Origin of the sequence: Streptomyces sp. NPDC007917 (assembly GCF_042959105.1) — a bacterium.
In the GTDB taxonomy this organism is placed as follows: Bacteria; Actinomycetota; Actinomycetes; order Streptomycetales; family Streptomycetaceae; genus Streptomyces.
On record NZ_JBIBKK010000009.1, the window covers coordinates 79,976 to 103,699 of the forward strand.

The window sequence follows — 23,724 nt, forward strand, 5'->3', positions numbered from 1 at the left end:
GTAACCTACGGTTGCGTAGGTACCATGTGCGCCATGACTGCCGCCGCGCCCGATCCCGCCGTTGACGCTCCGGTTGACACCACGACAGGGCCCCCAGCAGCTCCGCCTGTCCCGCTCAAGCCACGGCTCCGAGGGTGGCTGCACGCTGGCATGTTCCCCGCCGCGCTCATCGCCGGCGTGGTCCTCACCGCCCTCGCGGACAGCCCGCGCGGACGGCTGGCCTGCGGTATCTACACCCTCACCGCCTGCGCGCTGTTCGGCGTGAGCGCCCTTTACCACCGGGGCGACTGGGGCCCGCGCGCCACGGCCGTGCTGCGCCGGCTTGACCACGCCAATATCTTCCTGATCATCGCGGGCACCTATACACCCTTCACGCTGCTGCTTCTGCCTGACGGCAAGCAGGAGTTGCTGCTGTGGCTGGTGTGGGCGGGGGCGCTCGCCGGGATCACCTTCCGGGTCTTCTGGGTCGGCGCCCCGCGCTGGCTCTACACCCCCTGCTATATCGCCCTGGGCTGGGCGGCGGTGTTCTTCCTGCCCGACTTCCTGCGCACCGGCGGTATCGCCGTGATGACGCTCATCGTCGTCGGCGGGCTGCTCTACAGCGTGGGCGCGGTGGTCTACGGCACCAAGCGCCCCAACCCCTCACCGCGCTGGTTCGGCTTCCACGAGGTGTTCCACTCCCTCACCCTGGCCGCCTTCGTCGTCCACTACGTGGGCATTTCCCTGGTGGCCTATCAGCACGCCTGACCCTTCCGCAGACGCTGTCGATTGACAGCCCACATCTTTTGAGAGTTACTGTCACTTGACGGTAACTCTCGGAGGTGTGCCATGTCTGCTGTCTCCCGCGCTCCAGCCGCCCCAGACGCCCTGGGCGTCCCGGACCCGCGTCGCTGGTGGGCGCTCGGAGCGCTCGTCGCCGCCCTGCTCGTGCTCGGCTTCGATACGACGATCCTCAACATCGCCCTGCCACAGATGGCCACGGCGCTCGGCGCCGACACCGGCGACCAGCAGTGGATCGCCGACTCGTACACCATCGTCTTCGCCGCCGGAATGCTCCCCGCCGGTCTGCTCGGAGACCGGTTCGGCCGCCGCGCCATGCTGGTGGCGGGCCTGGGGATCTTCCTGGTCGGCTCGGTCGTCGGCACCCTCGTGGACTCCGCGTCCCTCGTCGTCACCGCCCGCGTGATCATGGGACTGGGCGCCGCGCTGGTCACGCCGCTGGCGCTGGCCGTCGTGCCCACCTTCTTCGGCCCCGACGAGCGCGCCAAGGCCATCGGGGCCCTCAGCGCCGCCGCGGCGCTCGGCATGCCGCTGGGACCGCTGGTCGGCGGCTGGCTGCTGGACCACTTCTGGTGGGGCTCGGTCTTCCTGATCAACATCCCCATGGCCGCGATCGCCATGGTCGTCTGCCTGTTGCTGCTCCCCGAGAGCCGCGACCCGGCCGCCCCCAAGGTCGCCGTCGTCAGCACCGCGCTGAGCGCCGGAGGGCTCTCCGCCCTCGTCTACGGCATCATCGAGGCCCCGCACCGGGGCTGGACCGACCCGCTCGTGTGCACCGCGCTCGGCGCCTCGGTGGCGCTGCTGACCGGCCTCGTGCTGCGCGAGCGGCAGGCCGCACGGCCCATGCTCGACCTGACGCTGCTGCGCCGGCCCGCCTTCCTGTGGAGCGCCGTCACCGCCACGCTGGTGAGCTTCAGCCTGCTGGGCCTGCTGTTCGTCCTGCCGCAGTACCTCCAGGCCGTGCTCGGCCACGACGCCTTCGGCACCGGGCTGCGGCTGCTGCCCATGATGGGCGGGCTGCTGATCTCCGCCCGCGCCGCCGGCCCGCTCGCCGCGCGCCTCGGGGCCCGGCCCGTGGTCGCCGGCGGGCTGGTGGTGATCGCCGCGGCCGCGTTCCTCGGCTCGCGCACCCAGGTCGGCGACGGCTACGGCATGACCGCGCTCTGGCTGACGCTCACCGGCCTCGGCTTCGGCTTCGGCATCGTCCCGGCCATGGACGCGGCCCTCGGCTCGCTGCCCAAGGACCGCGAGGGCACCGGCTCCGGGCTCCTCATGACGCTGCGGCAGGTCGGCGGCGCCCTCGGGATCGCCCTGCTCGGCAGCCTGCTCGCGGACGCGTACGACGACCGGCTGGAGACCACCGGACTGCCGCCGGGCGCGGCGGAGGCCGCTGGCGACTCGGTGGTCGCCGCCCGGCTGCTGGCCGAGCGGCTGCACAGCCCCGAGCTCGCCGCCTCCGCCGACCGCGCCTTCGTCCACGGCATGGACCTGACCCTGCTGGTCACCGCCGCCGCCTCGCTCGCCGCGGCCGCCCTCACCGCGCGCTTCATGCCGGGCCGGGGCGCGAGGGACGCGAGGGACGCGAAGCAGGACGCTCAGGACACACGGGGCGCGGCGGACACCGAGGCACCGGCCGTGGCCCAGGAGCGCACTGATGCCCGACAATGAGATTCATGGCACGTACCACCCCCCAGACCCCGCCCAAGCTCGGGCTGCGTGAGCGCAAGAAGATCCAGACCCGGCAGGCGATCCGGCGCGCCGCGTACCGGCTCTTCCAGGAACAGGGGTACGACGCCACCCCGGTCGACCAGATCGCGGAGGCCGCCGACGTCTCCCCCAGCACGGTCTTCCGCTACTTCCCCACCAAGGAGGACATCGTCCTCACGGACGAGTACGACCCGCTCATGCTGGAAGCGCTGCGCGCACGGCCGCTCGACGAGCCGCCGGTGACCTCCCTGCGCCACGCCCTCGTCAGCCTGATCCGCCAGTACGCCGACGACGCCCATGGTGAGCTGGAGGTCAGGCTGACGCTGATCCGGCAGGTCCCGGCGCTGCGCGGGCGGATGAGCGAGGGCATGAACCAGACCCGGGACATGCTGGGTGAGGTGCTGGCCGAGCGCAGCGGGCGGGCGGCGGACGACCTCGACGTGCGGGTGGTCGTGGCGGCCGTCCTCGGGGCCGTGCAGGAAGCGATCTTCCACTGCTTCGACCACGGGCGGATCGAGGACGTGGAGCAGGAGATCGACTGCGCGCTGGACGTCCTGGCCCGCGGCCTGCCCCTGTGACCGTGACCCGCGGCCTGCCCCTGTGACTGGCGGGTCACGAATCCATCGGCACCTGCCCGGGCCCCGGTCGGTCCACCCGGCGGGCGGCCGCGGGGTCAGCCCAGCTTCTCCGCCAGCGCCCCCGCGTCCGCCGTGGGCGCGTCACACGTGAACCGGCGGCATACGTACGCCGCGGGCCGCCCCTCGATCAGCGGGCGGTCCAGCAGCAGCGGCACCTCCCGGGAGCCGGGCTCGCCGACCGCGACCACCGCCCCGGGCGCGGTGCCCAGAAGGGCGGCCCGGTGCAGGGCGCGGGTCGCCGGGTCGTCGCCGGGTCCGACGACGGCCACCTCGCGCGGCCCGTCCAGCAGCGCCTCGGCCACCGCAAGACCCCAGCCGATGAACCGCGGCACCCGCGCCCCGAGCGCCCGCACCACCCCGAGCGCGCGCTCGGCCGCCTGGCGGGGACGGTCCTCGCCGGTGACGGCGGCGTACGACAGCAGCGCCCCGGCAGCGGCGGTCCAGCCCGAAGGAGCGGCGTTGTCCGTCGGGTCCTGGGGGCGGCGGATGAGCGCTTCGGCGTCGTCGGCGGTGTCGTACAGCATGCCGTCCTCGGCGGCGAAATGGCGCTGCACGGTGTCCAGCAGCAGGCCCGCGAACTCGACCCAGGCGCTCTCGCCGGTGACGGAGGACAGCGCGAGGAAGCCCTCGGCGACGTCCGCGTAGTCCTCCAGGACGCCCGCGTGGGATCCGGCGGTGCCGTCCAGGGAGGTGCGGGCGAGCCGCCCCCGGTCGTCCAGGTGGACGCGGACCAGCAGGTCGGCGGCCGCGGTCGCGGCCTCGACGAGGTCGGGGCGGTCGAAGTACGCGCCGGTCTCGGCGAGCGCGGCGACCGCCAGGCCGTTCCACGCGGCGACGACCTTGTCGTCGCGGCCCGGGCGCGGCCGCTGCCCGCGCGCCGCCAGCAGCCGCTCCCGTACGGAGGCGATGCGCCCGGCGTCGGCCAGCGCCTCGCGGTCGGGGAGCCGCAGCACGGAGGAGCCCCGCTCGAACGTGCCCTCCTCGGTCACGCCGAAGTACTCGGCGGCGAGCTCGGCGTCCTTCTCCCCCAGCGCCTCGCCCAGCTGCTCCGGGGTCCACACGTAGTACGCGCCCTCGGCGTGCCCGCCCTTGCCGTCGTCGCTGTCGGCGTCGAGGGCGGAGGCGAACCCGCCCTGTTCGGTGCGCAGCTCGCGGACCAGGAACTCGGCGGTCTCCACGGCCACCCGGCGGGCGAGGTCGGAGCCCGTGGCCCGCCACAGATGGGCGTAGACGCGGCACAACAGGGCGTTGTCGTACAGCATCTTCTCGAAGTGCGGCACGGTCCAGGTCGCGTCGACCGCGTAGCGCGCGAAGCCCCCGCCGAGCTGGTCGTAGATGCCGCCGCGGGCCATCGCCTCGCAGGTCGCCTGGACCATCTGGAGCGCGGCCTCCGAGCCCGTACGGGCGTGGTGGCGCAGCAGGAACTCCAGCACCATGGACGGCGGGAACTTGGGCGCGCCCCCGAAACCGCCGTGCGCCGCGTCGAATTCGCGGGTCAGCGCCATCAGCGCGGTGTGCAGGTCCTCAGGCCCCGGCGGCTGCGCCGCCCCGTACGCCAGGGAGGCCCCGCCGCGCTCGGCCAGGTCCCGCACGATGCGCGCGGCCACGTCCTTCACCTCGTCACGGCGGTCCGCCCACGCGGCGCGGACGCCCTCCAGCACCTGCTGGAAGGACGGCATGCCGTGGCGCGGCGCCGGCGGGAAGTACGTGCCGAAGTAGAAGGGCTCGGCCTCGGGGGTCAGGAAGACCGTCATCGGCCAGCCGCCCTGGCCGGTGGCGGCCTGCACGGCCTCCATGTAGACGGCGTCGACGTCCGGCCGCTCCTCGCGGTCCACCTTCACGGACACGAAGTGCGCGTTGAGGTAGTCGGCGGTCGCCTCGTCCTCGAAGGATTCACGGGCCATGACATGGCACCAGTGGCAGCTCGAATACCCGACGCTCAGCAGCACGGGCACACCGCGGCGGCGGGCCTCCTCGAAAGCCTCGTCGGACCACGGCCGCCAGTCGACCGGGTTGTCCGCGTGCTGGAGGAGGTACGGAGACGTCTCGTGCGCCAGACGGTTCGGCATGCCCCCATCCTCCCTCAACTCGCGGCCGGCGCGAGTTATCCACAGGCCTGCCGGATATGAGCCAGAAACGGGACACTTGGTGCTGGCAGGAGGGGGACGAAGATGCCGGGATCACCGACCGCGCTGCGGGACAGTCATCGTGGAGAGGTCGAGCGGCTGCTCGCGCGCGCCGTCGAGGAGGAGGTGCGGCGCTCCGGCGGGCGGACGGACGGCGGGGTGCTGCTGGGCCGCGCTCGGGCCGCGCTGGAGAGCATGGCGGCGACGGCCGCCGAGGAGTACGGCGCGTATCTGCGCGCGCTGGAGGAGTCGGAGGCGGAGAGCCGGCCGCTGTCGTCACGGCTGACGCGCCGGCGGCTGGGCCCGCCGATGCTGGCCGCCGCGGTCGCGGCCGCCGGGGCCTTCGGCGCGGACCTCTCCTGGGGCACCTCGGTGACCACGGCGCTGGGCGCGGGCGTGACCGCGGCGGTGGCCGGCTCGGCGGCCGCGGTCGTGGGGCTCACGGCGGGCCACTGGCCCGCCGCCCACCGCCGGGCCGCGCTGCGCAACCAGCCGGGCGGGGCGGAGCAGCTGCGGCTCCAGTGGCTGACGGCCGTGGAGGTGCGCGGCATCCGGCCGTTCGTCGACCGGCATCGGATGACGACGGCCGCCACCCGCGGCAGCGGCGGCGCCGACCGGATCTCCCGCACCAGCGCGGGCGCCGGGTCCGGCCCGGGCAAGGGCGACGGGGGCCGCGCCGGCTCCGCGGGCCGCGGCAGCCAGGCGGTCCGGCTGCGCGGCGCGGACCGCAGCCAGGCGGCCCGCAGGCGCAGCGTGCTGGAGCAGTCCTTCGGCCAACTGCCCGAGGCGGACGGCCTGTTCGCGGGGCGCCGGGCCCAGATCACCCAGATCGCCCAGTGGGTCCAGCAGGCGCGGGCGAGCACGGAGACCAGACCGACGGTGGTGCTGCTGGAGGGCCCGCCCGGGTCGGGCCGGACGATGCTGGCGGTGCGGGCCGCCCACCACCTGCGCGACCAGTTCCGCGGCGCCTGCCTGGTGGATCTCCGCGGCGACAGCCCCGACCAGGCCCCCCTGCCCACCCGGGACGCGCTGCTGCATCTGCTCAACCGGCTCGGCGCACCCCGCGACCAGCTGCTTTTCCGTGAGCGGTCGGCCCAGGGGCAGCATGTCAAGCGGCTCACCGAGCTCTACCACCAGCATCTGACCGGGCTGCCCGTGACGATCGTGCTGGACGACGCCAGCGACGCCGAGCAGGTGCGCACGCTGATCCCGGAGCGGTCCGACAGCCTGGTCCTGGTCACCTCGCGCGCCCCGCTCGCGCTGCCGCCCGACCTGGCCGCCTGGGTCCACCGGCTGGAGGTCGGCCCGCTGGACGAGCCGGGCGCCGAGGAGCTGCTGCGCGCCTCCGCCGAGGAGCCGACGGGCGCCGGCCCCTACGACGGGCAGTCCGTGGAGCGGATCGCCGAGCTGTGCGGCCGGCTGCCACTGGCGCTGCGCATCGCGGGCTCCGCGCTCTCCACCCGCACCCCCGGCCTTCTGGTCTCCGCCCTGGAGGCGTACGGACCGGTGGGCCCCGTCGAGCGGGCGCTGTGGCTGCGCTACACCGACCAGACCGAGGGCGCCCGGCGGCTGCTGCGCCGTCTCGCCCTGGCCGGGCGGGCCAGCCTGGGCGCCGCCGCGGCGGCCGCGCTGCTGGAGACGGACGAGACGGACAACCAAGAGGCTGTCCGCCACCTGGACGCGCTGGCCCGCGCCGGGCTGATCCAGCACGTCCGCGGCAGCCGCTACCGCCTGCACGACCTGGTGCGCGCCTTCGCCCACGGCCGGCTGATGGACGAGGAGGAGCCGGCCCGGCGCACCGCCGCCCAGGAGCGGCTGATCCGCAGCTATGCCGAGCTGGCGGACTCGGTGATCCGGATGGTCGACGGCAAGACCTCCACCCGCGCCGACATGTTCACCAGGGGCGCCGCGGGCGGTCACGGCTTCACCTCCCTGGACGCGGCGCTGCGCTGGCTGGACGACGAGTCGAGCTTCATCACGGCCGCGCTGCGCCACGCGGAAGGCGTGGACCAGTCCGCGGTGCTGCATCTGCTGGGCGCGCTGTGCGACTACTGCCTGCTGCGCGGCGACCTGTACCGGCTCGGCGAGATCAGCGAGCTGACCCAGGCCGTGGACCAGGGGCTGCTGATGCGCTCGGTGCAGTGGCGCACCGGCATCGCGGCCCGGCAGCTCGGCGAGCTCGACCAGGCCCGCACCACCCTGTCCTCGGTGGTCGACCTGTACTTCCAGGCGCAGCACGAGGCGGGCGCGGCCCGCGCGCTGTGCAGCCTCGGCATCACCCTGCACCACCAGGGCAATCTCACCGAGGCGGCGGCGAAGCTGACCGAGGCCATGGAGCTGCAGGCGGCCGACGAGCTGAGCGGGGACCGGGCGTGGACGATGCACGCGCTGGCCGCGGTGGAGCGCGACCGGGGCCGGCTCGCGAGGGCGCTCGAGCTGCTGGACGCGGCCCTGGAGCTGCACCGGGAGAGCGAGAGCGTCCATGGCCAGGCGTGGGCCCACTTCCAGCTCGGCCAGGCCTGTCTGCGCATGGGCGAGGTGGAGCGCGCGGAGCGGGAGCTGCGCGAGGCGCTTGAGGCCTATGGCCGCACCCACGACCAGCGCGGCGAGGCGTGGGCGCTGACCCAGCTGGCCCGCGCCCGGCTGGTGGCCGGGGAGGCGTCGGCCGCCGTCGACCAGCTGCGCCAGGCCCTGTCCCGCCACCGGGAGAACGAGGACGCGCGCGGCGAGGCATGGACGCTGTACTACCTGGGCCAGGCGCTGGAGGAGCGCGGCGACCACGACTCGGCGGTGCGCGATCTGGAGCGGGCCCGCACGATGTTCAGCCGGATGCGGGATGTGTACGGGCTGGCGTGCGCCCGGCACCACTCGGCGCGGGTCACCCGGGATCTGCGGGCGGCCCAGACGGGGTCCCTGCGCAACAGCGGGTTCCCGCGCCAGCTGCTGCAGGACGCGCGGCAGGACTTCCGCCGGGTGGGGGTGGCCCATGGCGAGGCGTGGTCATGCGTGGAGCTCGCGGTGATCGACGCCGGAAACGGGCGGGCGGAGCAGGCGCTGGACCTGGTCGGGGAGGCAGCGCGGCTGTTCGCGGAGTACGGCGACCGGCGCGGCGAGAGCTGGGCCAGGTTCCTGCGCTGCACGCTGCTGCCGTTCGCCTCGGCGGGCGGCTCGGTCGTCGGCACGGCGGTGGCCCAGGAGGAGCTGGCGGAGCTGCTGGGTGACCTGCGGTCGCCCGGCTGGGCGAGGGACGCGCGGCTCGAGGGGTGCGCGGAGGCGTTCGCGCTGGTGCTCGAGCGCGGCGTGGAGCCGGAGACGGGATGGCAGGCGTGGCAGCTCGGCATGGTGCCGAACCGCCACGCCCGGGAGATCATGGCGGTCCTGCCGACCGCGGCCGGTGCGCGGCGCGGCGGGGACGGCAGCGCCGCCCAGGACGACCGGGCCGACGACGGCGAGCGGGCCGACCGGGGTGATCTATGACACGACTCGGCCCGACGGGTCCCGACCCGGTCCGGCGGCGGCCGACCCCGTCCGGGAGGTCCCGACCCGGCAGGTCGCAGCCGGTCCGGCGGCTCCCGGCTCGGGCCACGGACCGCCGGGCGGTCGGACCGCCGGGCCGTCGGGCCGTCGGGCGTCAGGCCGTTGGGCGGTCGGGCGTCAGGCCGTTGGGCGGTCGGGCCGGCGGGCGATCAGGCGTCAGGCGGTCGGGCCGCGGCCCGACCGGGCGGCGCCGCGGTCGGTCAGGCCGTGCGCTCGCCCTTGGTGCCCCGGGCGGCGGTCTTCGAGGACGCGGTGGCCGGGGTCTGCCCGGCCTCCGGCTCCTCCTCGAAGTCCACCTTCTTCATGTGCTTGTTCATGGACTTCATCAGCAGCCACACCGCCCCGCCGATCAGCGCGAAGACGATGAAGCCGAGGACGCCCGGTGTCACCTTGTTCTCGTCGAGCTCCTTGGCGAGCGGCACGAGATGCGTCATGGCGAGGGTGCTGGTCGCGCTCATCATGAGCTCAATTGTTGCGGATGCCCGCGAAGAGGTCGTCCTCGGGGAGGGAAGTATCCACGAGCGACTTGGCGAGCTCGTACTCCTCCGTCGGCCAGACCTCTTTCTGGATGTCCATCGGCACCCGGAACCAGCCGCCGTCGGGGTCGATCTGGGTGCGGTGCGCGATCAGCGCCTTGTCCCGGATCTCGAAGAAGTCCGCGCAGGGCACATAGGTGGTCAGGGTGCGCTCGGCCCGCTCGAACTGCTTCCAGCGCTCCAGCCACTCCCCGTACGGCGACTCCAGGCCGCGCGCGAGCAGCGCCTCGTGCAGTGCGACGGTGCGCGGCCGGTTGAAGCCCTGGTTGTAGTAGAGCTTCAGCGGCTGCCAGGGCTCGCCCGCCTCGGGGTACTTCTCCGGGTCGCCCGCGGCGTCGAAGGCCACCATCGAGATCTTGTGGGTCATGATGTGGTCGGGGTGCGGATAGCCGCCGTTCTCGTCATACGTGGTGATGACGTGCGGCTTGAACTCGCGGATCAGCTTGACCAGCGTCCCGGCCGCCTCGTCCACGTCCTGCAGCGCGAAGCAGCCCTCGGGAAGCGGCGGCAGCGGGTCGCCCTCGGGCAGCCCGGAGTCCACATAGCCCAGCCACTCCTGCTTGACCCCGAGGATCTCGCGCGCCTCGTCCATCTCCTTGGCGCGTACCTCGTGGATGTGCTCCTCGATATAGGGGTCCCCCTGGAGCTTGGGGTTGAGGATGGACCCGCGCTCACCGCCTGTGCAGGTCGCGACCAGCACGTCCACCCCCTCGGACACGTACTTGGCCATGGTGGCCGCGCCCTTGCTCGACTCGTCGTCGGGGTGGGCATGGACGGCCATCAAACGCAGCTGATCAGTCAAGTCTCGATCCTCGGTGATTCGTCGTGGAAGACGGCTTCTATAGTGACCCAAACCGGGGGCGAATAATTCCGGGTCCGCCAACCAGGAGGAACGATCATGGCCACGGTGCGTGACGGGCTGCCTGACGGGCGTTACGGCCGGTCGGCGGACCAGCGCGCCGACCGCAAGCTGAAGATCCTGGGTGCCGTGCTCGGCGCCGGGTTCCTCGCCATGATCGCTTGGTTTGGTTACTCGTACATCACCGGCCAGCAGGACATCAGCGGCCAGGTGACCGGTTTCAAGGTGGTCTCCGACAGCGCCGTCGAGGTGCGTCTGGAGATCACCAAGGACACGGGCACCACCGGGGTGTGCACCGTGCGTACCCTGGACGAGGAGCACGGCGAGGTGGGGCGCAAGGACTTCACCTTCGGCAAGGGCCAGGGCGATGCGGTCAAGGTCGTGACGGTGCGCACCACGGCTCGGGCGACCAGTGCCGAGCTCGTCGGCTGCGACCCTGTGTCGGACCACTGAGTCCCGTCTGACCTGCACTGACGCGTTTCATACGCATTGCGCCCATATTCCTCCTCCCCGTTTCGAGCCGGAATTGTTAGGCTCGTGGTTTCGCCCGGCTTTGAAGGCGCACCCTTCTGAGTAGGGCGTTCATTTGTATTCCCAGCACCGACGAGGAGCACCTGTGACCCAGACCAGCGAGAACGTCACCTGGCTGACCCAGGAGGCGTACGACCAGCTCAAGGCCGAGCTGGAGTACCTGTCGGGTCCCGCACGTGTCGAGATCGCGAAGAAGATCGAGGCTGCCCGCGAGGAAGGTGACCTGCGGGAGAACGGCGGGTACCACGCCGCCAAGGAGGAGCAGGGCAAGCAGGAACTCCGTGTGCGCCAGCTGACGCAGCTGCTGCAGCACGCGAAGGTCGGTGAGGCCCCGGCGGACACCGGCGTGGTCGCCCCGGGCATGGTCGTCACCATCGCCTTCGACGGCGACCCGGACGACACCCTGACCTTCCTGCTCGCCTCCCGCGAGTACGCGAGCTCGGACATCGAGACCTACTCGCCGCAGTCTCCGCTGGGCTCGGGTGTGAACGGCAAGAAGGTCGGCGAGGACGCCTCGTACGAGCTGCCGAACGGCCGCACCGCGTCGGTGAAGATCCTGGAGGCCAAGCCCTACCAGGGCTGAGGCCGGGCCCTGCCAGGGCCGATGATGATCGCTCCGGTTTCGGCGACCGCCTCGCTCAGGCGGTCGCCGAACGGTATTTACGGACCGCCAGCGTCCGGAAGGCCAGGATGATCAGGGCCGACCAGAGGACCGAGGCGAGCACCGGGTGCTGCATCGGCCAGGCGTCGGAGACCAGCCCCTCGGGGTTGCCGAACAGCTCGCGGCTCGCCTGCACCGTCGCGCTGAACGGGTTCCAGTCGGCGATATGCCCCAGGAAGGCGGGCATCTTGCTGGAGGGCACAAAGGCGTTCGAGATGAACGTCAGCGGGAACAGCCAGATCAGCCCGCCGGAGGTGGCCGCCTCCGGGGTCCGCACGGACAGCCCGATCAGCGCGCCGATCCATGAGAAGGCATATCCCAGCAGAAGCAGCAGCCCGAAGGCCGCGAGCGCCTTCAGCACCCCGTCGTGGACCCGCCACCCCACGATGACCGCGACGATCGCCAGCACCACCAGCGTCAGCGCCGTCTGCACCAGATCCGCGAGCGTACGGCCGGTGAGCACCGCGCCGCGCGCCATCGGCAGCGAGCGGAAGCGGTCGATCAGGCCCTTGTGCATGTCGTCGGCGATCCCGGCGCCCGCGCCCGCCGTCGCGAAGGTCACGGTCTGCGCGAAGATCCCCGCCATCAGGAACTCCCGGTACACGTTCGCGTCGGCGCTGCTCTGCCCCGGGACCATGATCGCGCCGCCGAAGACATAGCTGAACAGCACCACGAACATGATGGGCTGGACCAGGCCGAAGACCACCACCTCGGGAATCCGCACCATGCGGATCAGATTCCGACGGGCCACGACGAGCGAGTCGCGGACCGACTGGACGGGCCCGCTCCACACCCGGGGAGCGACAGCGACACGGGCGCCGTGCGCCGGAGCCGCCCCGGAAGCCGACTCGGGCGTGGTCTCCTCCACCGCGGCCATCACTTGGCCTCCTCCTCGGCCCCGTCGCCCTCGGCACCGTGGCCGGTGAGCGAGATGAACACATCGTCGAGGGTCGGGCGGCGCAGCCCGATGTCGTCGATCTCCACCCCGCGCGCATCCAGCTCCCGGATCACCTCGGCGAGCAGCTTGGCCCCGCCGACGACCGGGACGGTGACCTTGCGGGTGTGCCGCTGCACGGCGATCTCGCCCTTGCCGAAGCCCCGCAGCACCTCCTCCGCGACCTCGATATGGGCGCTCTCATGGACCACCACCTCCACCCGCTCCCCGCCCGTACGGGCCTTGAGCTGGTCGGAGGTGCCGCGCGCGATGACCCGGCCGTGGTCGATCACACAGATGTCATGCGCCAGATGATCGGCCTCTTCCAGATACTGGGTCGTCAGCAGCAGCGTCGTGCCGCCCGCCACCAGCTCCTGGATGACCTCCCACAGCGCCTGCCGGTTGCGCGGGTCAAGGCCGGTGGTCGGCTCGTCCATGAACATCACCGGCGGGCTGACGACCAGGGCGGCCGCCAGATCCAGCCGGCGGCGCATCCCGCCGGAGTACGTCCTGGCGACGCGGTCGGCCGCGTCCGCCAGGCGGAACCGCTCCAGCAGCTCGTCCGCCCGCGCCTTCGCCTCCCGCGCGCCCATCTGGTACAGCTGGCCCACCATGCGCAGGTTCTCACGGCCGGTCAGATACTCGTCCACCGCGGCGAACTGCCCGGACAGCCCGATCGAGCGGCGCACCTGATCGGGGTGGCGCAGCACGTCCACGCCCGCGACGCGCGCCTTTCCGCTGTCCGGCTGCAGCAGGGTGGTCAGCACGCGCACCGCGGTGGTCTTCCCGGCCCCGTTGGGCCCGAGCAGCCCGAGCACGGTCCCTTCCGGTACGTCGAGATCGACCCCGTCCAAGGCTCTGACGTCGCCGAAGGTCTTCACCAGACCCTCGGCATAGATGGCACCTGGCATATCCGTCCCCCATCGGGCGTGCTCATAGAAGGATTTAACTTTCGCCCGAATTACCCAGCCTGTCCATGCCTGTGGAAAACGACGAGGACAAGGGACAAAGGGGAAGGGAGCCCTACGGCAACACGGTGTAGCCCGCCTCGCGCAGCGCCTCCCGCACCTCGTCGCAGTGGACCGGCCCCTTCGTCTCCAGGTGGAGTTCCACCTCGGCCTCGGTGAGCCCGAGCCGCGGATCGGTCCGTACATGGCCCACGTCCAGCACGTTCGCGTCGACCGTCGACAGCGCCGCCAACAGGGTGGCGAGCGCCCCCGGCCGGTCCGTGAGCCGCAGCCGCAGCGAGAGATAGCGCCCCGCCGCGGCCATGCCGTGCCGCAGGATGCGCTGCATCAGCAGCGGATCCACATTGCCGCCCGAGAGCACCGCCACCACCGGCCCCTCGAAGGACTCCGGCTCCGCGAGCAGCGCGGCCACCGAGCAGGCCCCGGCCGGCTCGACCACCAGCTTCGCCCGCTCCAGACACAGCAGCAGCGCGGCGGCCAGCGCGTCCTCGGACACCGTGCGGACCTCGTCCACGAGCTCGCCGATGATCCGGAACGGCACGTCGCCGGGGCGCCCCACCTTGATCCCGTCGGCCATCGTCGTGGGCGACTCGATCGACACCGGATGCCCGGCGGCCAGCGAGGGCGGATACGCCGCGGCGCCCGCCGCCTGCACCCCCACCACCCGTACGTCAGGCCGCAGCGCCTTCACCGCCACCGCCACCCCGGCCGCGAGCCCGCCGCCGCCGACGCCCACCACGACCGTGCGTACTTCCGGGCACTGTTCCAGGACCTCCAGGCCCACCGTGCCCTGCCCCGCGATGATGTCCGGATGGTCGAAGGGGTGGATGAAGACCGCGCCCGTGTGCCGGGCGTACTCCTGGGCGGCGCGCATCGTCTCGTCCACGATCTGGCCGTGCAGCCGCACGTCGGCGCCGTAGTCCCGGGTGGCGGCGATCTTCGGCAGCGGTGCGCCCTGCGGCATGAAGACGGTCGAGCGCACGCCGAGCAGCGAGGCGGCCAGCGCGACGCCCTGCGCGTGGTTGCCGGCGCTGGCCGCCACCACGCCCGCGGCCCGCTCCTCGGGGCTGAGCCCGGCGATCCTCACATACGCCCCGCGCAGCTTGAAAGAGCCCGTACGCTGCAGGTTCTCGCACTTCAGATGCACCGGCGAGGCCACCAGGCCGGACAGGTAGCGGCTGCCTTCGAGCGCGGTGACCCGGGAGACCCCTGAGAGCATCTTCTGCGCCGCACGCACATCGTCGAGCGTGATCACGGACGCCGGAACAGCGGAAGACGAGGTACCGGAAGTGCGGGTAGTGCGTGGGGCCATGGTCCCAAGTCTCGCAGCTCGTCCCACGCGCACCAGCGACGGCCGGATCGGGGCGGCAGGTTTTTGCAGCCCCCGTACGGGCAGGCCCCCAGCCGCGTACTCTGTGCCCCATCCCACAGACCACCGCATGAAGTGAGCCTTAGTCCATGCCCACCCAATCGGACATGACGACCCACCTCGACACCGGCGTACTCGACCTCCTGCAGCACCAGGTCGCGGTCTTCGCCCGGCGCGCCGAACAGACCCGCCTCGGCGGCGTCGGACAGGCCCGCAACTCCATGGACCGCGCCGCGTATCTGCTGCTCAACCGGCTCGACCAGGAAGGACCGATGGGAGTCAAGGCGCTCGCCGCGGGCATGGGCATCGACTCGTCCACCGTCACCCGGCAGGTCGCCCCGCTCGTCGACTCCGGCCTGGTCAAGCGCACCTCCCACCCCGAGGACGGCCGCGCGGTCGTCCTGCAGCTCTCCCCGCGCGGCAAGGCCCGCCTGGAGGAGGTGCGGTGCTCGCGGCGCGCGCTGATGGCGCAGGTGACCGACGGCTGGACCACGGAGGAGCGGGACATCTTCTGCGATCTGCTCACCCGTTTCAACGTCGCGCTGGCCGCCGCGCACGCCACCGTGCCCCAGGCGGCGTCCGCGTCCTGAGCCACCGCATCCTTAAGCCGCCCCGCGACACCCCTGTCGGCACGCCTCTTGACCGAGCGGCCGTGCCTGCCGTGTCCTGAAGGGGGACCCGTGTCCTGAAGGGGACGGGAGGCGGAGGACGGGTGCGCGAGAGGCGGGCAGCACGGGAGAGCCGCCGGACCCGGGAGTTCGCGGCGTTCGCCGCGGGGGCGGGCGGTCGGCTGCTGCATGCGGCCACACTGCTCACGGGGGAATCACCGGGGGAGATACCAGGGGGGCCGCTGGGGGAGAACAGCGCGGCCGAGCGCCTGCTGACCGTCGCGCTCGCCCGCACGTACGCCCGCTGGGACCGGCTGCGCGGAGAAGATCCGTACGACCACACCCGCCGGGAACTGGCCACCCTCTTCGCCCACCGCGCCTGGCGCTACCGCCGGCCGCGCGGCGGCCTCCTGGGTCGGCTCACCCCGCAGGAACGCCTGGTGCTGGTGTTACGGCTGTATGAGGGGGTGGCGGAGGAGCAGGCCGCGGCCGCTCTCGGACTGCCGGTCGAGCGGGTGCGCGCGATCTGTACGCGCTCGGTGTCGCTGATGCGCAGCCGCCCGCCGGGGACGCCGCGCCCGCGCCCGGAGCCCCGCCGGGCGGCGGGGGCGGCCTCATGAGCTCCCACGACCGCAAGGAGGCCTCATGAACTTCCCCGACCGCAAGGAGGACGAGGTCCGCCGCATGCTGAACGGCCCGTACCCCGCCGTGCCGCCGGACCTGGCCGACCGGGCGGCCGGGCGGGGGCGGCGGATGCTGCGCCGCCACCGCGCCGTACGGACCGCCGGCTGGGTCCTGCTGATCGCCGCGGCCGTCGCCTTCGGCGTGTGGGCGGCGATCGTCCACCCGTGGACGGTCCCGCCGACCGACACCACCCCTCCCCTGGAGGGGTGGTGACCGCGGCCGGCGGACCGACCGTGCGAGCGCCTGCCGCTACGCGAGGGCCTGGCTGAGGTCCGCCAGCAGATCGTCGACCGCCTCGATGCCCACCGAGAGCCGCACCAGGTCCGCGGGCACCTCCAGGGCCGACCCCGCCACCGAGGCGTGCGTCATCCGGCCCGGGTGCTCGATCAGCGACTCGACGCCGCCCAGCGACTCGCCGAGCGTGAACAGCCGCGCCCGGTCGCAGACGTCGACCGCCGCCTGCTCGCCGCCCGCGACACGGAAGGAGACCATGCCGCCGAAGGACCGCATCTGCTTGGCCGCGACCTCGTGCCCCGCGTGCCCGGGCAGCCCCGGGTAGAAGACCTCGACCACCTTGGGGTGCGCGACCAGCAGCTCCGCGACGCGCGTGGCGTTCGCGCCGTGCCGGTCCATCCGTACGGCGAGGGTCTTGATGCCGCGCAGCACCAGCCAGGAGTCGAACGGCCCGGCGACGGCACCCATCGCGTTCTGGTGGAAGGCCAGTTCGTCGCCGAGGGCGGGGTCGGCGACCACGAGCGCGCCGCCGACGACGTCCGAATGGCCGCCCATGTACTTGGTCGTCGAATGCACGACGACGTCCGCGCCGAGCGCGAGCGGCTGCTGCAGATAGGGGCTCGCGAAGGTGTTGTCGACGACGAGGCGGGCCCCGGCGGTGCGGGCGATGTCGGCGACGGCGGCGATGTCGGTGATGCCGAGCAGCGGATTGCTCGGGGTCTCGACCCAGATCGCCTTCGTACGGGGCCGGAGCTCGGCCCGCACCGCCGCGGGGTCGGAGGTGTCGGCGACCGACCACTCCACGCCCCACCGCTCGGCGACCTTGGCGAAGAGGCGGAACGTGCCGCCGTACGCGTCGTTCGGGATGACGACGTGGTCACCGGGCACCAGCAGCGCGCGCAGCAGGCAGTCCTCGGCGGCGAGGCCGGACGCGAAGGCGAGACCGCGGCGCCCGCCCTCCAGCGCCGCCAGGTTCTCCTCGAGGGCGGTGCGGGTGGGATTGGCGGAGCGGCTGTACTCGTATCCGCCGCGGAGCCCGCCCACTCCGTCCTGCTTGTAGGTGGAGACCTGGTAGATCGGGGGGACGACGGCGCCCGTGAGCGGGTCCGCCTCCTGCCCCGCGTGGATGGCGAGGGTTTCGAAGCTCTGCGCGGTGCGCCCCGCACCGTCGTGCGGGGCGGGCGGCTGGGTGTGCTGCTCGGTCATGGGGCCGAGGGTAGTGCCCAGCGCGGCACCAGCGGGTTCAACGCCCCTGCGGGCACATAGGCTGGGCCGCGGACGTTACGACTAGGGGTACCGGGCACAGCAGGGGCAGCAGGGGACACACATGGAGTATCTGATCTTCCTCATCGCCATCGTCATGATCGGCGGTGTCCTCGTCGTACCGGCCGTACGCCGGATGCGCGGCGGCGGCGAGGCCACGCGCGGCGCGGTGCTCGCCACGGACCCGGGCGCGTACGGCTTCGTACCGCGCGACCAGCTGGACGTACGGCTGCCCGGCCCGGACCGCGAGCTGACCGAGGCCCTGGAGGAGGTCCAGCGCACCCAGGACTGGCAGCCCGCCGGCCGCCTGCTGGCCCTCACCGACGCGAGCTCCGAGCTGCGCTGGCAGCGGGTGCAGACCCTGGCGGGCGCGGCCGCCTTCGAACTGGCCCAGGCGCCGGGCCAGGGCGGCATGTGGCTGCGCACGTGGCGGGTCGCGGCCCCCGAGGACCCGGGCGCGGCCGCCGTGCACGCGGAGTTCCTGGTCCGCCAGGCGCTGCGCGACCCCTCGTCGGAGGACTTCCGGATGATCCTGGAGGAGGCCCGTACGGTCTGCGCCGAGGCGGCGCGGCTGGCCCCCGGCGACCCGGTGCCGTACATCATCGAGCTCGGCATCGCCCGCGGCCTCGCATACGGGCAGGCCGACTTCGAAGAGCTCTGGGCCAAGGTCACCGAGCGCGCCCCGCACCACATGGGCGCCCACCTCGCCGCGCTCCACTACTGGTGCGAGAAGTGGCACGGCTCCCAGGACCTCGCCGACGCCTTCACCCACGCCGCCGCCGGCTCCGCCCCCGCCAACAGCCTCCTGCCCGCCCTCCCCCTCTTCGCGGTCTTCGAGCACCTCCCCGAGGCCAACCTGGTGCGCACCCTCTACCAGAGCGCGGTCGTCACCCGCGCCCTCGAAGGCGCCCTCTTCGCGGTCCGCGAGGCCCCGGCCGACCACCCGGTCCAGCCCCACGTCCGCCACCTGCTGGTCTGGTTCCTGGTGCGCGCCGAGCGCTACGCCGAGGCGATGGAACAGCTCCGCCACGTGGACGGACACGTGGGCGCGGTCCCGTGGTCCTACGGCGCGGACCCGGCGGCGGAGTACACCGTCTACCGGGCCCTGGCGGTGGCCGGCTGGGAGGGCCGGGGCGGCACCCCGGCGACGCTGCCGCGCTGAGGGGGCCGTGGAATGACCCACGGCCCCACCCGGTTAGTAAGGGACGAGACCGATACGAAGTTCGAAGTGAAGGTGCGCACACCGCACCCGCCGCTCGGCCACCGTGGAGCCTAGGAGCCATTGATGCTGTTCAGCCGCCACAAGAACCACCTCCCCTCCGCCGAGGAAGCGCTCAAGGGCCGCGCCGAACTCAACTTCCCGGTCCCCGAGCGCCACACCGTCCTCGGCAACCCCCTGACCGGCCCCTACCCCGAGGGCCTGCTCGTCGCCGACTTCGGCCTCGGCTGTTTCTGGGGCGCCGAGCGCAAGTTCTGGCAGGCCCCCGGCGTCTGGACCACCCTCGTGGGCTACCAGGGCGGCCACACCCAGAACCCCACCTACGAAGAGGTCTGCAGCGGCCTGACCGCCCACACCGAAGCGGTCCGCGTCGTCTACGACCCCTCGATCACCTCGTACGCCGCCCTCCTCAAACTCTTCTGGGAGTCCCACGACCCCACCCAGGGCTTCCGCCAGGGCAACGACGTCGGCACCCAGTACCGCTCGGCCGTCTACACCCACTCCCCCGACCAGCAGTCCGAGGCCGAGGCCTCCCGCACCGCGTACCAGTCCGTCCTCACCAAGTCCGGCTACGGCGACATCACCACCGAAATCCTCCCGGCCGGCCCCTTCTACGCTGCCGAGGCGTATCACCAGCAGTATCTGGACAAGAACCCGGCCGGCTACTGCGGCATCGGCGGCACGGGCGTTTCGTGTCCGATCGGCGTCGCCCCCGCTGAGAGCTGAAGGGCTGCGTTCACCCAGAGAGCGGATACCCCGGAGGCGAAGCCTCTGGTTCAGCCGAAGATCTTGCGATGAGAACCGTCCTACCAGGAGCTTTGCGTCTGCCTACACTGCATCAACCCGCTTCACGAAGATCATCTCGCTGAGGCCCAGGCACCGAAGAGGTCGACCAGCGGCGGCGCAAAGTGCGGCTCGTCATCGACCCGGATCCGTTGGTCGCGCAAATCGACGACGTCGGGTGCCGTCTCGCGGAGCGCACGAGCCGCAGCAGCGGGAATGCCGTTCCCCGTGACATCGAGTCGGCGCAAGTTACTGAAGGCAGACCAGCGGTCACGGAGACGCAACGCCCCGGATGCGTCGAGCACGCCAAACGGCAGTCTCAGAGACTCCAATCGTGCGATGAGCGCACTCTCGGCGAGCACGTCCACCAGTGTGTCTCTCAAGTCGCTCACCAGGGTCAGCTGACGGAGTTTCCCGAACCCGAGGTTGTTCAGCAACGGGATCAGGTCCCGCGCCGAGCCGCCCCAGCTGTACTCGAAGCGTCCGAGCCAGAGTTCGAGCGACTCAAGCTGTGGAAAGGAGCTTGCACCCAGCGCGGATACCACGGCGGGGTTGAGTGCCTCATCACGCAGCACCAGCCGGCGCAGACGTGTCATCTCCGGGAACGGAGGTGGGGGCTGCGTGCCCAGGATGTCGTGCACCATTTCGATGTCGTTGCACTGAATGACCAGCTCATGGAGAGTCGGCACTGCTGCAAGCACCCGCTTCAGCGGCACCGAAAGCCTCCACGAGGAGCCGTCGCGCGACAGATCCTCCGGGATGTAGTCGCCGCGACCGAAGTCCGGAAAGGTGAGGGCGCCGAGTCCTAGGTGGCGGATCTCCGGCTGATGGCTGGCAAGTACGTCGACGACCGGGCCAAACGAACCGTGGTGAACCCGTCTTGTTGTCACGAGGAGCTTGAGAAGGATTCGCTCGGGGTTCGCGTGTAACCAGCCATCGAGCGCCGCCGCGCAATGGTCCTCTTTGACGTCGTGGCTCATCGCGCTGCCGGTTCGGCTGCACTCCAGAGTGAGATGCAGCTCCGCATATGGACCGCGGTCGTCGGCGTAGAGGACGTGGTCGCACGCGGACGAGTTCATCGGAGCAGCCTACTCGGACAGCTCGGGGCTGCTCGCCGCGGACCGCCGCCGGATCGGCACCCCGCGTGGAGATCTCCATTGAGAAAACCTCAGTGGGCCGTCTACGTCCCCATTCAGCGGCAGCCGAATCTCGCGAAAGAGTTCCGTCGCCCGCCCCGTCGGCGACCCGCGGTCGCTTCGGCAGTGACTTTGACCCGTCGCCCACCGGCAACCCGCAACCGGCGACCGGGCGGAGGAGTGTCAGCCGTTGTCACCATGTTCGTCGTGGGCGGTCTTGGAGAAGCCGTCGTGCCAGGCGGCCTTCGCTCCCGAGTCGCCGATCCGGTACACGTCCACGACGGCGCCCGCGGCCACCCCGACGGAGAGCACCACTGCCGCGACGCGGACAACCAGCGCGGACCGGGTCGTGGCTGCCCGGGTCCGCTCCGCGGGGGCCGCCTCCGCCGACGTCGACCTGCGGGTCGTCCACCAGACAGCCGCCGCCAGAACGAACAGGCCCGCGACCCAGGGAAGCAACCCGTCGCCGAGTTCGGCGTGCCTGCGCACCAGGGCGTCGCTGTCGACGTGCTCCTCCAGCCACTCGCCGGCCGACGTGGCCACGGGCACGCTCGCCAGCGTCACAAGGGCCAGCAGGGGGAGCGCAACTCCCATCCGCCGGGCCGCACTCGGCCATATCGCGCCGACCACGACCGCCAGGGCGGTCAGGGGAACGAGCACGATGACGAAGTGCACGACCAGGACGTGTGCGGGCAGACCGTTGATCACGGTGAGGCTCATCAGGTTTTCCTCCAGAGGTGACCATGACAGATCGGCGCGCGCAGGTGCGCCCCGTGTGCCGGCCTTGGGGCGCGCCAGACTGTCACAGGAACTTCTGAACTTCCTCTGAACCCGCCCCGGAGCGCCGTTCCACGAGGATCCAGCGGGCTCCTACGAGTCCAGGAGCCCGAGAGGTCGGCAGCGGCCTGGGAGTACTGGGTGGCGGACACCTGGCCGATCGAGATCATCAACCGCTTCGGGGGACCCCCGGTCGGCGGTTCCCCTGCGACGGCTCGCCACGGAACCTGGACATCGGGATCAGCGACGTCGGGCTTCCATCGTGTCACGCGCGGGCAGGCCATCGGGCCCCGGCAGCGGCTGGGAGCACGTCTTCGCCGTGATGAAGGCCCTGGCAGGACGCTTCGACCCACGAGGGGTTCGGCTGGTCGCCTACTTCGACTGATCTTCGCTGCGCCACGGGGCACTCGGCCGGCCCTCGCACCGACACCAGTCGGGTCGTACCGCGCCCCTTCCCACGGAACACAGAGGACTGCCACAATCCCCCCACAACGGACGGGGGGTCCTTGGTGTACGAGGTGCGTTACGGGTGGAATCGCAAGAACGTGTTCGTCATCGCCTTTCTCGCGGTCGGCGGAACGGGCGCGGTGACGCTCCCCGACAAACCGCTGTACGTGCGGATCGTGGCGCTGCTGTTCTGCGTCGTCGGCGGGGTGTTCACGGCGTATTCCTCCATACGCGGCAAGGTGGCGTTGCGCGTCGACGAGACGGGCGTGCTGTTCGGCGGGAATCCCGCCCTGCGTAGTTCGGCCGCCGTCCACGTGCCCTGGCAGGACATCACGGCCGTCGTTCTGTGGCGACAGCATTCGGCCGCCTCGATCCCGTACATCGGCCTGGCCCGGCGCGAGGGGGCGCCGGCGGTGCCCGGCAGCGTTCGAGGGGTGGTCGGCCGCGCCACGATGCGCGCTCTTGTGCCGCATCTTCCCAGCGATGTCGACGTGTCCCGGCCGGAGAGCGGCTGGCGCCTCGACCGGGACCGGCTGAGGGCCGCGGTCGCCCGCTTCGCTCCGGGGATTCCGGTGGTGGACATCGACTAGGCCGCACCTTTGAACAATCCGTTTACAACGATCAGTTGACATCGGATCGTGTACCACTCCATGCTGATCTCATGTCGTCAAGTCCCGATCAGCACCCCGATCCCTTCACACCCCCCTCGCCCGACCAGGCACGAGCGCACCGCGTGTACGCGTCTTTGATGCGCATCGCCGAGCGGCACGCCGCCACCGACGAGCAGCGCCGACGGCAGACGCATCCTGCGCTCGTCGGGCCGCACGAGGCCGTCAGGCTGGTGTCGTTCCTGCTCAGCGGGGCGGCGCAGCCGGTTGACGGGGAGCCGGAGGTGGATCAGGCCGATATCACCGCCGCGTTGAGCCTCATCCCGCTGGTCCGCGGGGAGATGGACGAGCTGGAGGTCGGACTGCTGCAGATGGCGCGGGGCCGCGGCATGACCTGGCAGGAGGTGGCCTTCGGGCTCGGGCTCGGGACTCCGCAGGCCGCCCGGCAGCGTTACGAGCGGCTGGCCAGCCGTGCCGCGGCCGATGCGGAAGGTTCGGCGTAGCTCAGGGCGTCAGGGCCGGGCGGCCACCAGGAGGTCGACCACGTACGTCTCCTCCACCGTCCCCTCGGGGAAGAGCTCGCCCAGGCGGGTGCGCTCCTCGGTGAGGAAGGCACGGGCGCCGGCCTCGCCGAGGACGAGGAACGCCGAGTGGCTGCCGATGTTGGCGAGATGCGTGTCGAGGGGGACGACGCGGCTCCAGCGCACTTGCCGGCGCGTGACGTCGAGCCCCGCGAGGCCCGCGAGCTCGATGGCCCGGTCGTCGTCGGGGCGCTCCTTGGACGGGGACTTCACTCCGCAGTGGTGTGCGACGCGCTCGTCCTGCGCGGCGATCCACGGCACGTCGAGGGCGCTGGTGTTCCACCAGATGGCGAGCGTGCCGTCCGGGCGCAGGACGCGCAGCGCCTCGGGGACGGAGCGGGTGGTGTCGGTCCAGTGCCAGGACTGGGCGTAGGTGATGAGGTCGTGGGACGCGTCGGCGAGGGGCAGGGCGTTGCCGTCGCCCCGGACGATGGGCGCGTCGGGCAGCGTACGGCGGAACTCGGCCGCCATGCCCTCGCCCGGCTCGACGGCGATCACGTCGGCGCCGCGCTCGCGCAGCAGGGCCGTGGCGATTCCGGTGCCCGCGCCGACGTCGGCGACGCGGGCGCCGGCGAGAGGGCGGTCCATCAGCGCCTCGACGGCGTCCAGGAGGGCGGGCGGGTACGAGGGGCGGTTCGCGGCGTACTGGGCGGCGGCCGCGTTGAACGAGTGGGCGCGTGAGGTGGTCGTCATCCGGCCATCCTCCCTCTGGTCTCGCGCCCGGGTCTGCCGAATGTC

At 72.1% G+C, this 23,724-nt stretch carries 23 protein-coding genes; 13 read left to right on the forward strand and 10 right to left on the reverse strand.

What is annotated here, in order from left to right; genetic code table 11:
* Positions 1-33 precede the first annotated feature (33 nt).
* The 3 genes from ACFZDL_RS19680 (at position 34) to ACFZDL_RS19690 (ending at position 3,065) form a co-directional block, all read left to right on the forward strand.
* A complete protein-coding gene (locus ACFZDL_RS19680; RefSeq protein WP_353587550.1) occupies positions 34-747 on the forward strand; it encodes a hemolysin III family protein in 714 nt (237 codons plus the stop codon).
* Between the two features lie 81 nt (positions 748-828).
* On the forward strand, positions 829-2,448 hold the full coding sequence (locus ACFZDL_RS19685; RefSeq protein WP_353587552.1) for an MFS transporter: 1,620 nt from the start codon (positions 829-831) through the stop codon (positions 2,446-2,448).
* 5 nt (positions 2,449-2,453) lie between these two features.
* Positions 2,454-3,065: a TetR family transcriptional regulator gene (locus ACFZDL_RS19690; protein WP_353587554.1), complete on the forward strand. Its 612-nt coding sequence runs from the start codon at positions 2,454-2,456 to the stop codon at positions 3,063-3,065.
* A gap of 95 nt (positions 3,066-3,160) precedes the next feature.
* On the opposite strand, the gene ACFZDL_RS19695 is transcribed toward ACFZDL_RS19690, so the two are convergent.
* Positions 3,161-5,194 (reverse strand): thioredoxin domain-containing protein, encoded by a 2,034-nt coding sequence (locus tag ACFZDL_RS19695; protein WP_353587556.1) that lies wholly within the window; start codon positions 5,192-5,194, stop codon positions 3,161-3,163.
* A gap of 102 nt (positions 5,195-5,296) precedes the next feature.
* Between ACFZDL_RS19695 and ACFZDL_RS19700 the strand changes: the two genes are divergently transcribed.
* The gene (locus ACFZDL_RS19700; protein ID WP_353587558.1) at positions 5,297-8,728 is read left to right on the forward strand and encodes a tetratricopeptide repeat protein; all 3,432 of its coding nucleotides are present in this window, start codon (positions 5,297-5,299) and stop codon (positions 8,726-8,728) included.
* Positions 8,729-8,988: 260 nt separating this feature from the next.
* Here ACFZDL_RS19700 and ACFZDL_RS19705 read toward each other — a convergent pair whose 3' ends face one another.
* Positions 8,989-9,246, reverse strand: coding sequence for a hypothetical protein (locus ACFZDL_RS19705; RefSeq protein WP_353588128.1), 258 nt, complete (start codon positions 9,244-9,246; stop codon positions 8,989-8,991).
* A gap of 7 nt (positions 9,247-9,253) precedes the next feature.
* The gene (gene mca, locus ACFZDL_RS19710) at positions 9,254-10,126 is read right to left on the reverse strand and encodes a mycothiol conjugate amidase Mca (protein WP_353587560.1); all 873 of its coding nucleotides are present in this window, start codon (positions 10,124-10,126) and stop codon (positions 9,254-9,256) included.
* 96 nt (positions 10,127-10,222) lie between these two features.
* On the opposite strand from mca, the gene ACFZDL_RS19715 reads away from it, so the two are divergent.
* Both ACFZDL_RS19715 and greA read left to right on the forward strand, forming a co-directional pair.
* On the forward strand, positions 10,223-10,636 hold the full coding sequence (locus ACFZDL_RS19715) for a DUF4307 domain-containing protein (protein ID WP_353587562.1): 414 nt from the start codon (positions 10,223-10,225) through the stop codon (positions 10,634-10,636).
* A gap of 163 nt (positions 10,637-10,799) precedes the next feature.
* Complete coding sequence (gene greA / locus ACFZDL_RS19720) at positions 10,800-11,297, forward strand: transcription elongation factor GreA (protein WP_319687446.1); 498 nt, start codon at positions 10,800-10,802, stop codon at positions 11,295-11,297.
* Positions 11,298-11,352: 55 nt separating this feature from the next.
* Here the strand turns inward: greA and ACFZDL_RS19725 are convergent, their stop codons facing one another.
* The 3 genes from ACFZDL_RS19725 to ilvA form a co-directional block, all read right to left on the reverse strand.
* Positions 11,353-12,252, reverse strand: a complete 900-nt coding sequence (locus tag ACFZDL_RS19725) for an ABC transporter permease (RefSeq protein WP_353587564.1) — start codon at positions 12,250-12,252, stop codon at positions 11,353-11,355.
* Positions 12,252-13,220 (reverse strand): ATP-binding cassette domain-containing protein, encoded by a 969-nt coding sequence (locus ACFZDL_RS19730; protein WP_353587566.1) that lies wholly within the window; start codon positions 13,218-13,220, stop codon positions 12,252-12,254. Before ACFZDL_RS19730 ends, ACFZDL_RS19725 begins: the two co-directional genes overlap by 1 nt.
* A 112-nt stretch (positions 13,221-13,332) precedes the next feature.
* Entirely contained in the window at positions 13,333-14,589 is a 1,257-nt protein-coding gene (gene ilvA, locus ACFZDL_RS19735; protein ID WP_353587568.1) for a threonine ammonia-lyase, read from the reverse strand.
* A 146-nt stretch (positions 14,590-14,735) separates the two neighbouring features.
* Between ilvA and ACFZDL_RS19740 the strand changes: the two genes are divergently transcribed.
* The 3 genes from ACFZDL_RS19740 (at position 14,736) to ACFZDL_RS19750 (ending at position 16,151) form a co-directional block, all read left to right on the forward strand.
* Complete coding sequence (locus tag ACFZDL_RS19740) at positions 14,736-15,236, forward strand: MarR family transcriptional regulator (RefSeq protein WP_353587570.1); 501 nt, start codon at positions 14,736-14,738, stop codon at positions 15,234-15,236.
* A gap of 122 nt (positions 15,237-15,358) precedes the next feature.
* Positions 15,359-15,874 carry a sigma factor-like helix-turn-helix DNA-binding protein gene (locus tag ACFZDL_RS19745; RefSeq protein ID WP_353587572.1) on the forward strand — a complete coding sequence of 172 codons (516 nt, stop codon included), beginning with the start codon at positions 15,359-15,361 and terminating at the stop codon, positions 15,872-15,874.
* Between the two features lie 25 nt (positions 15,875-15,899).
* The gene (locus tag ACFZDL_RS19750) at positions 15,900-16,151 is read left to right on the forward strand and encodes a hypothetical protein (RefSeq protein ID WP_353587573.1); all 252 of its coding nucleotides are present in this window, start codon (positions 15,900-15,902) and stop codon (positions 16,149-16,151) included.
* A 36-nt stretch (positions 16,152-16,187) separates the two neighbouring features.
* On the opposite strand, the gene ACFZDL_RS19755 is transcribed toward ACFZDL_RS19750, so the two are convergent.
* Positions 16,188-17,378: a cystathionine gamma-synthase gene (locus tag ACFZDL_RS19755; protein ID WP_353587574.1), complete on the reverse strand. Its 1,191-nt coding sequence runs from the start codon at positions 17,376-17,378 to the stop codon at positions 16,188-16,190.
* 121 nt (positions 17,379-17,499) lie between these two features.
* Here ACFZDL_RS19755 and ACFZDL_RS19760 point away from each other — a divergent pair, with 121 nt between their 5' ends.
* Together ACFZDL_RS19760 and msrA are read left to right on the forward strand one after the other, a co-directional pair.
* Positions 17,500-18,597, forward strand: a complete 1,098-nt coding sequence (locus ACFZDL_RS19760; protein WP_353587576.1) for a hypothetical protein — start codon at positions 17,500-17,502, stop codon at positions 18,595-18,597.
* 123 nt (positions 18,598-18,720) lie between these two features.
* Entirely contained in the window at positions 18,721-19,380 is a 660-nt protein-coding gene (msrA, locus tag ACFZDL_RS19765) for a peptide-methionine (S)-S-oxide reductase MsrA (RefSeq protein ID WP_353587578.1), read from the forward strand.
* Positions 19,381-19,511: 131 nt separating this feature from the next.
* Here msrA and ACFZDL_RS19770 read toward each other — a convergent pair whose 3' ends face one another.
* Positions 19,512-20,516 carry a hypothetical protein gene (locus tag ACFZDL_RS19770; protein WP_353587580.1) on the reverse strand — a complete coding sequence of 335 codons (1,005 nt, stop codon included), beginning with the start codon at positions 20,514-20,516 and terminating at the stop codon, positions 19,512-19,514.
* A gap of 240 nt (positions 20,517-20,756) precedes the next feature.
* The gene (locus ACFZDL_RS19775) at positions 20,757-21,293 is read right to left on the reverse strand and encodes a DUF2231 domain-containing protein (RefSeq protein ID WP_353587582.1); all 537 of its coding nucleotides are present in this window, start codon (positions 21,291-21,293) and stop codon (positions 20,757-20,759) included.
* 566 nt (positions 21,294-21,859) lie between these two features.
* Between ACFZDL_RS19775 and ACFZDL_RS19780 the strand changes: the two genes are divergently transcribed.
* Both ACFZDL_RS19780 and ACFZDL_RS19785 read left to right on the forward strand, forming a co-directional pair.
* A complete protein-coding gene (locus ACFZDL_RS19780; RefSeq protein ID WP_353587584.1) occupies positions 21,860-22,387 on the forward strand; it encodes a hypothetical protein in 528 nt (175 codons plus the stop codon).
* Between the two features lie 71 nt (positions 22,388-22,458).
* On the forward strand, positions 22,459-22,908 hold the full coding sequence (locus ACFZDL_RS19785) for a DNA-binding protein (protein WP_353587585.1): 450 nt from the start codon (positions 22,459-22,461) through the stop codon (positions 22,906-22,908).
* Between the two features lie 9 nt (positions 22,909-22,917).
* Here ACFZDL_RS19785 and ACFZDL_RS19790 read toward each other — a convergent pair whose 3' ends face one another.
* Positions 22,918-23,679: a class I SAM-dependent methyltransferase gene (locus tag ACFZDL_RS19790; protein ID WP_353587587.1), complete on the reverse strand. Its 762-nt coding sequence runs from the start codon at positions 23,677-23,679 to the stop codon at positions 22,918-22,920.
* Positions 23,680-23,724: the final 45 nt, after the last annotated feature.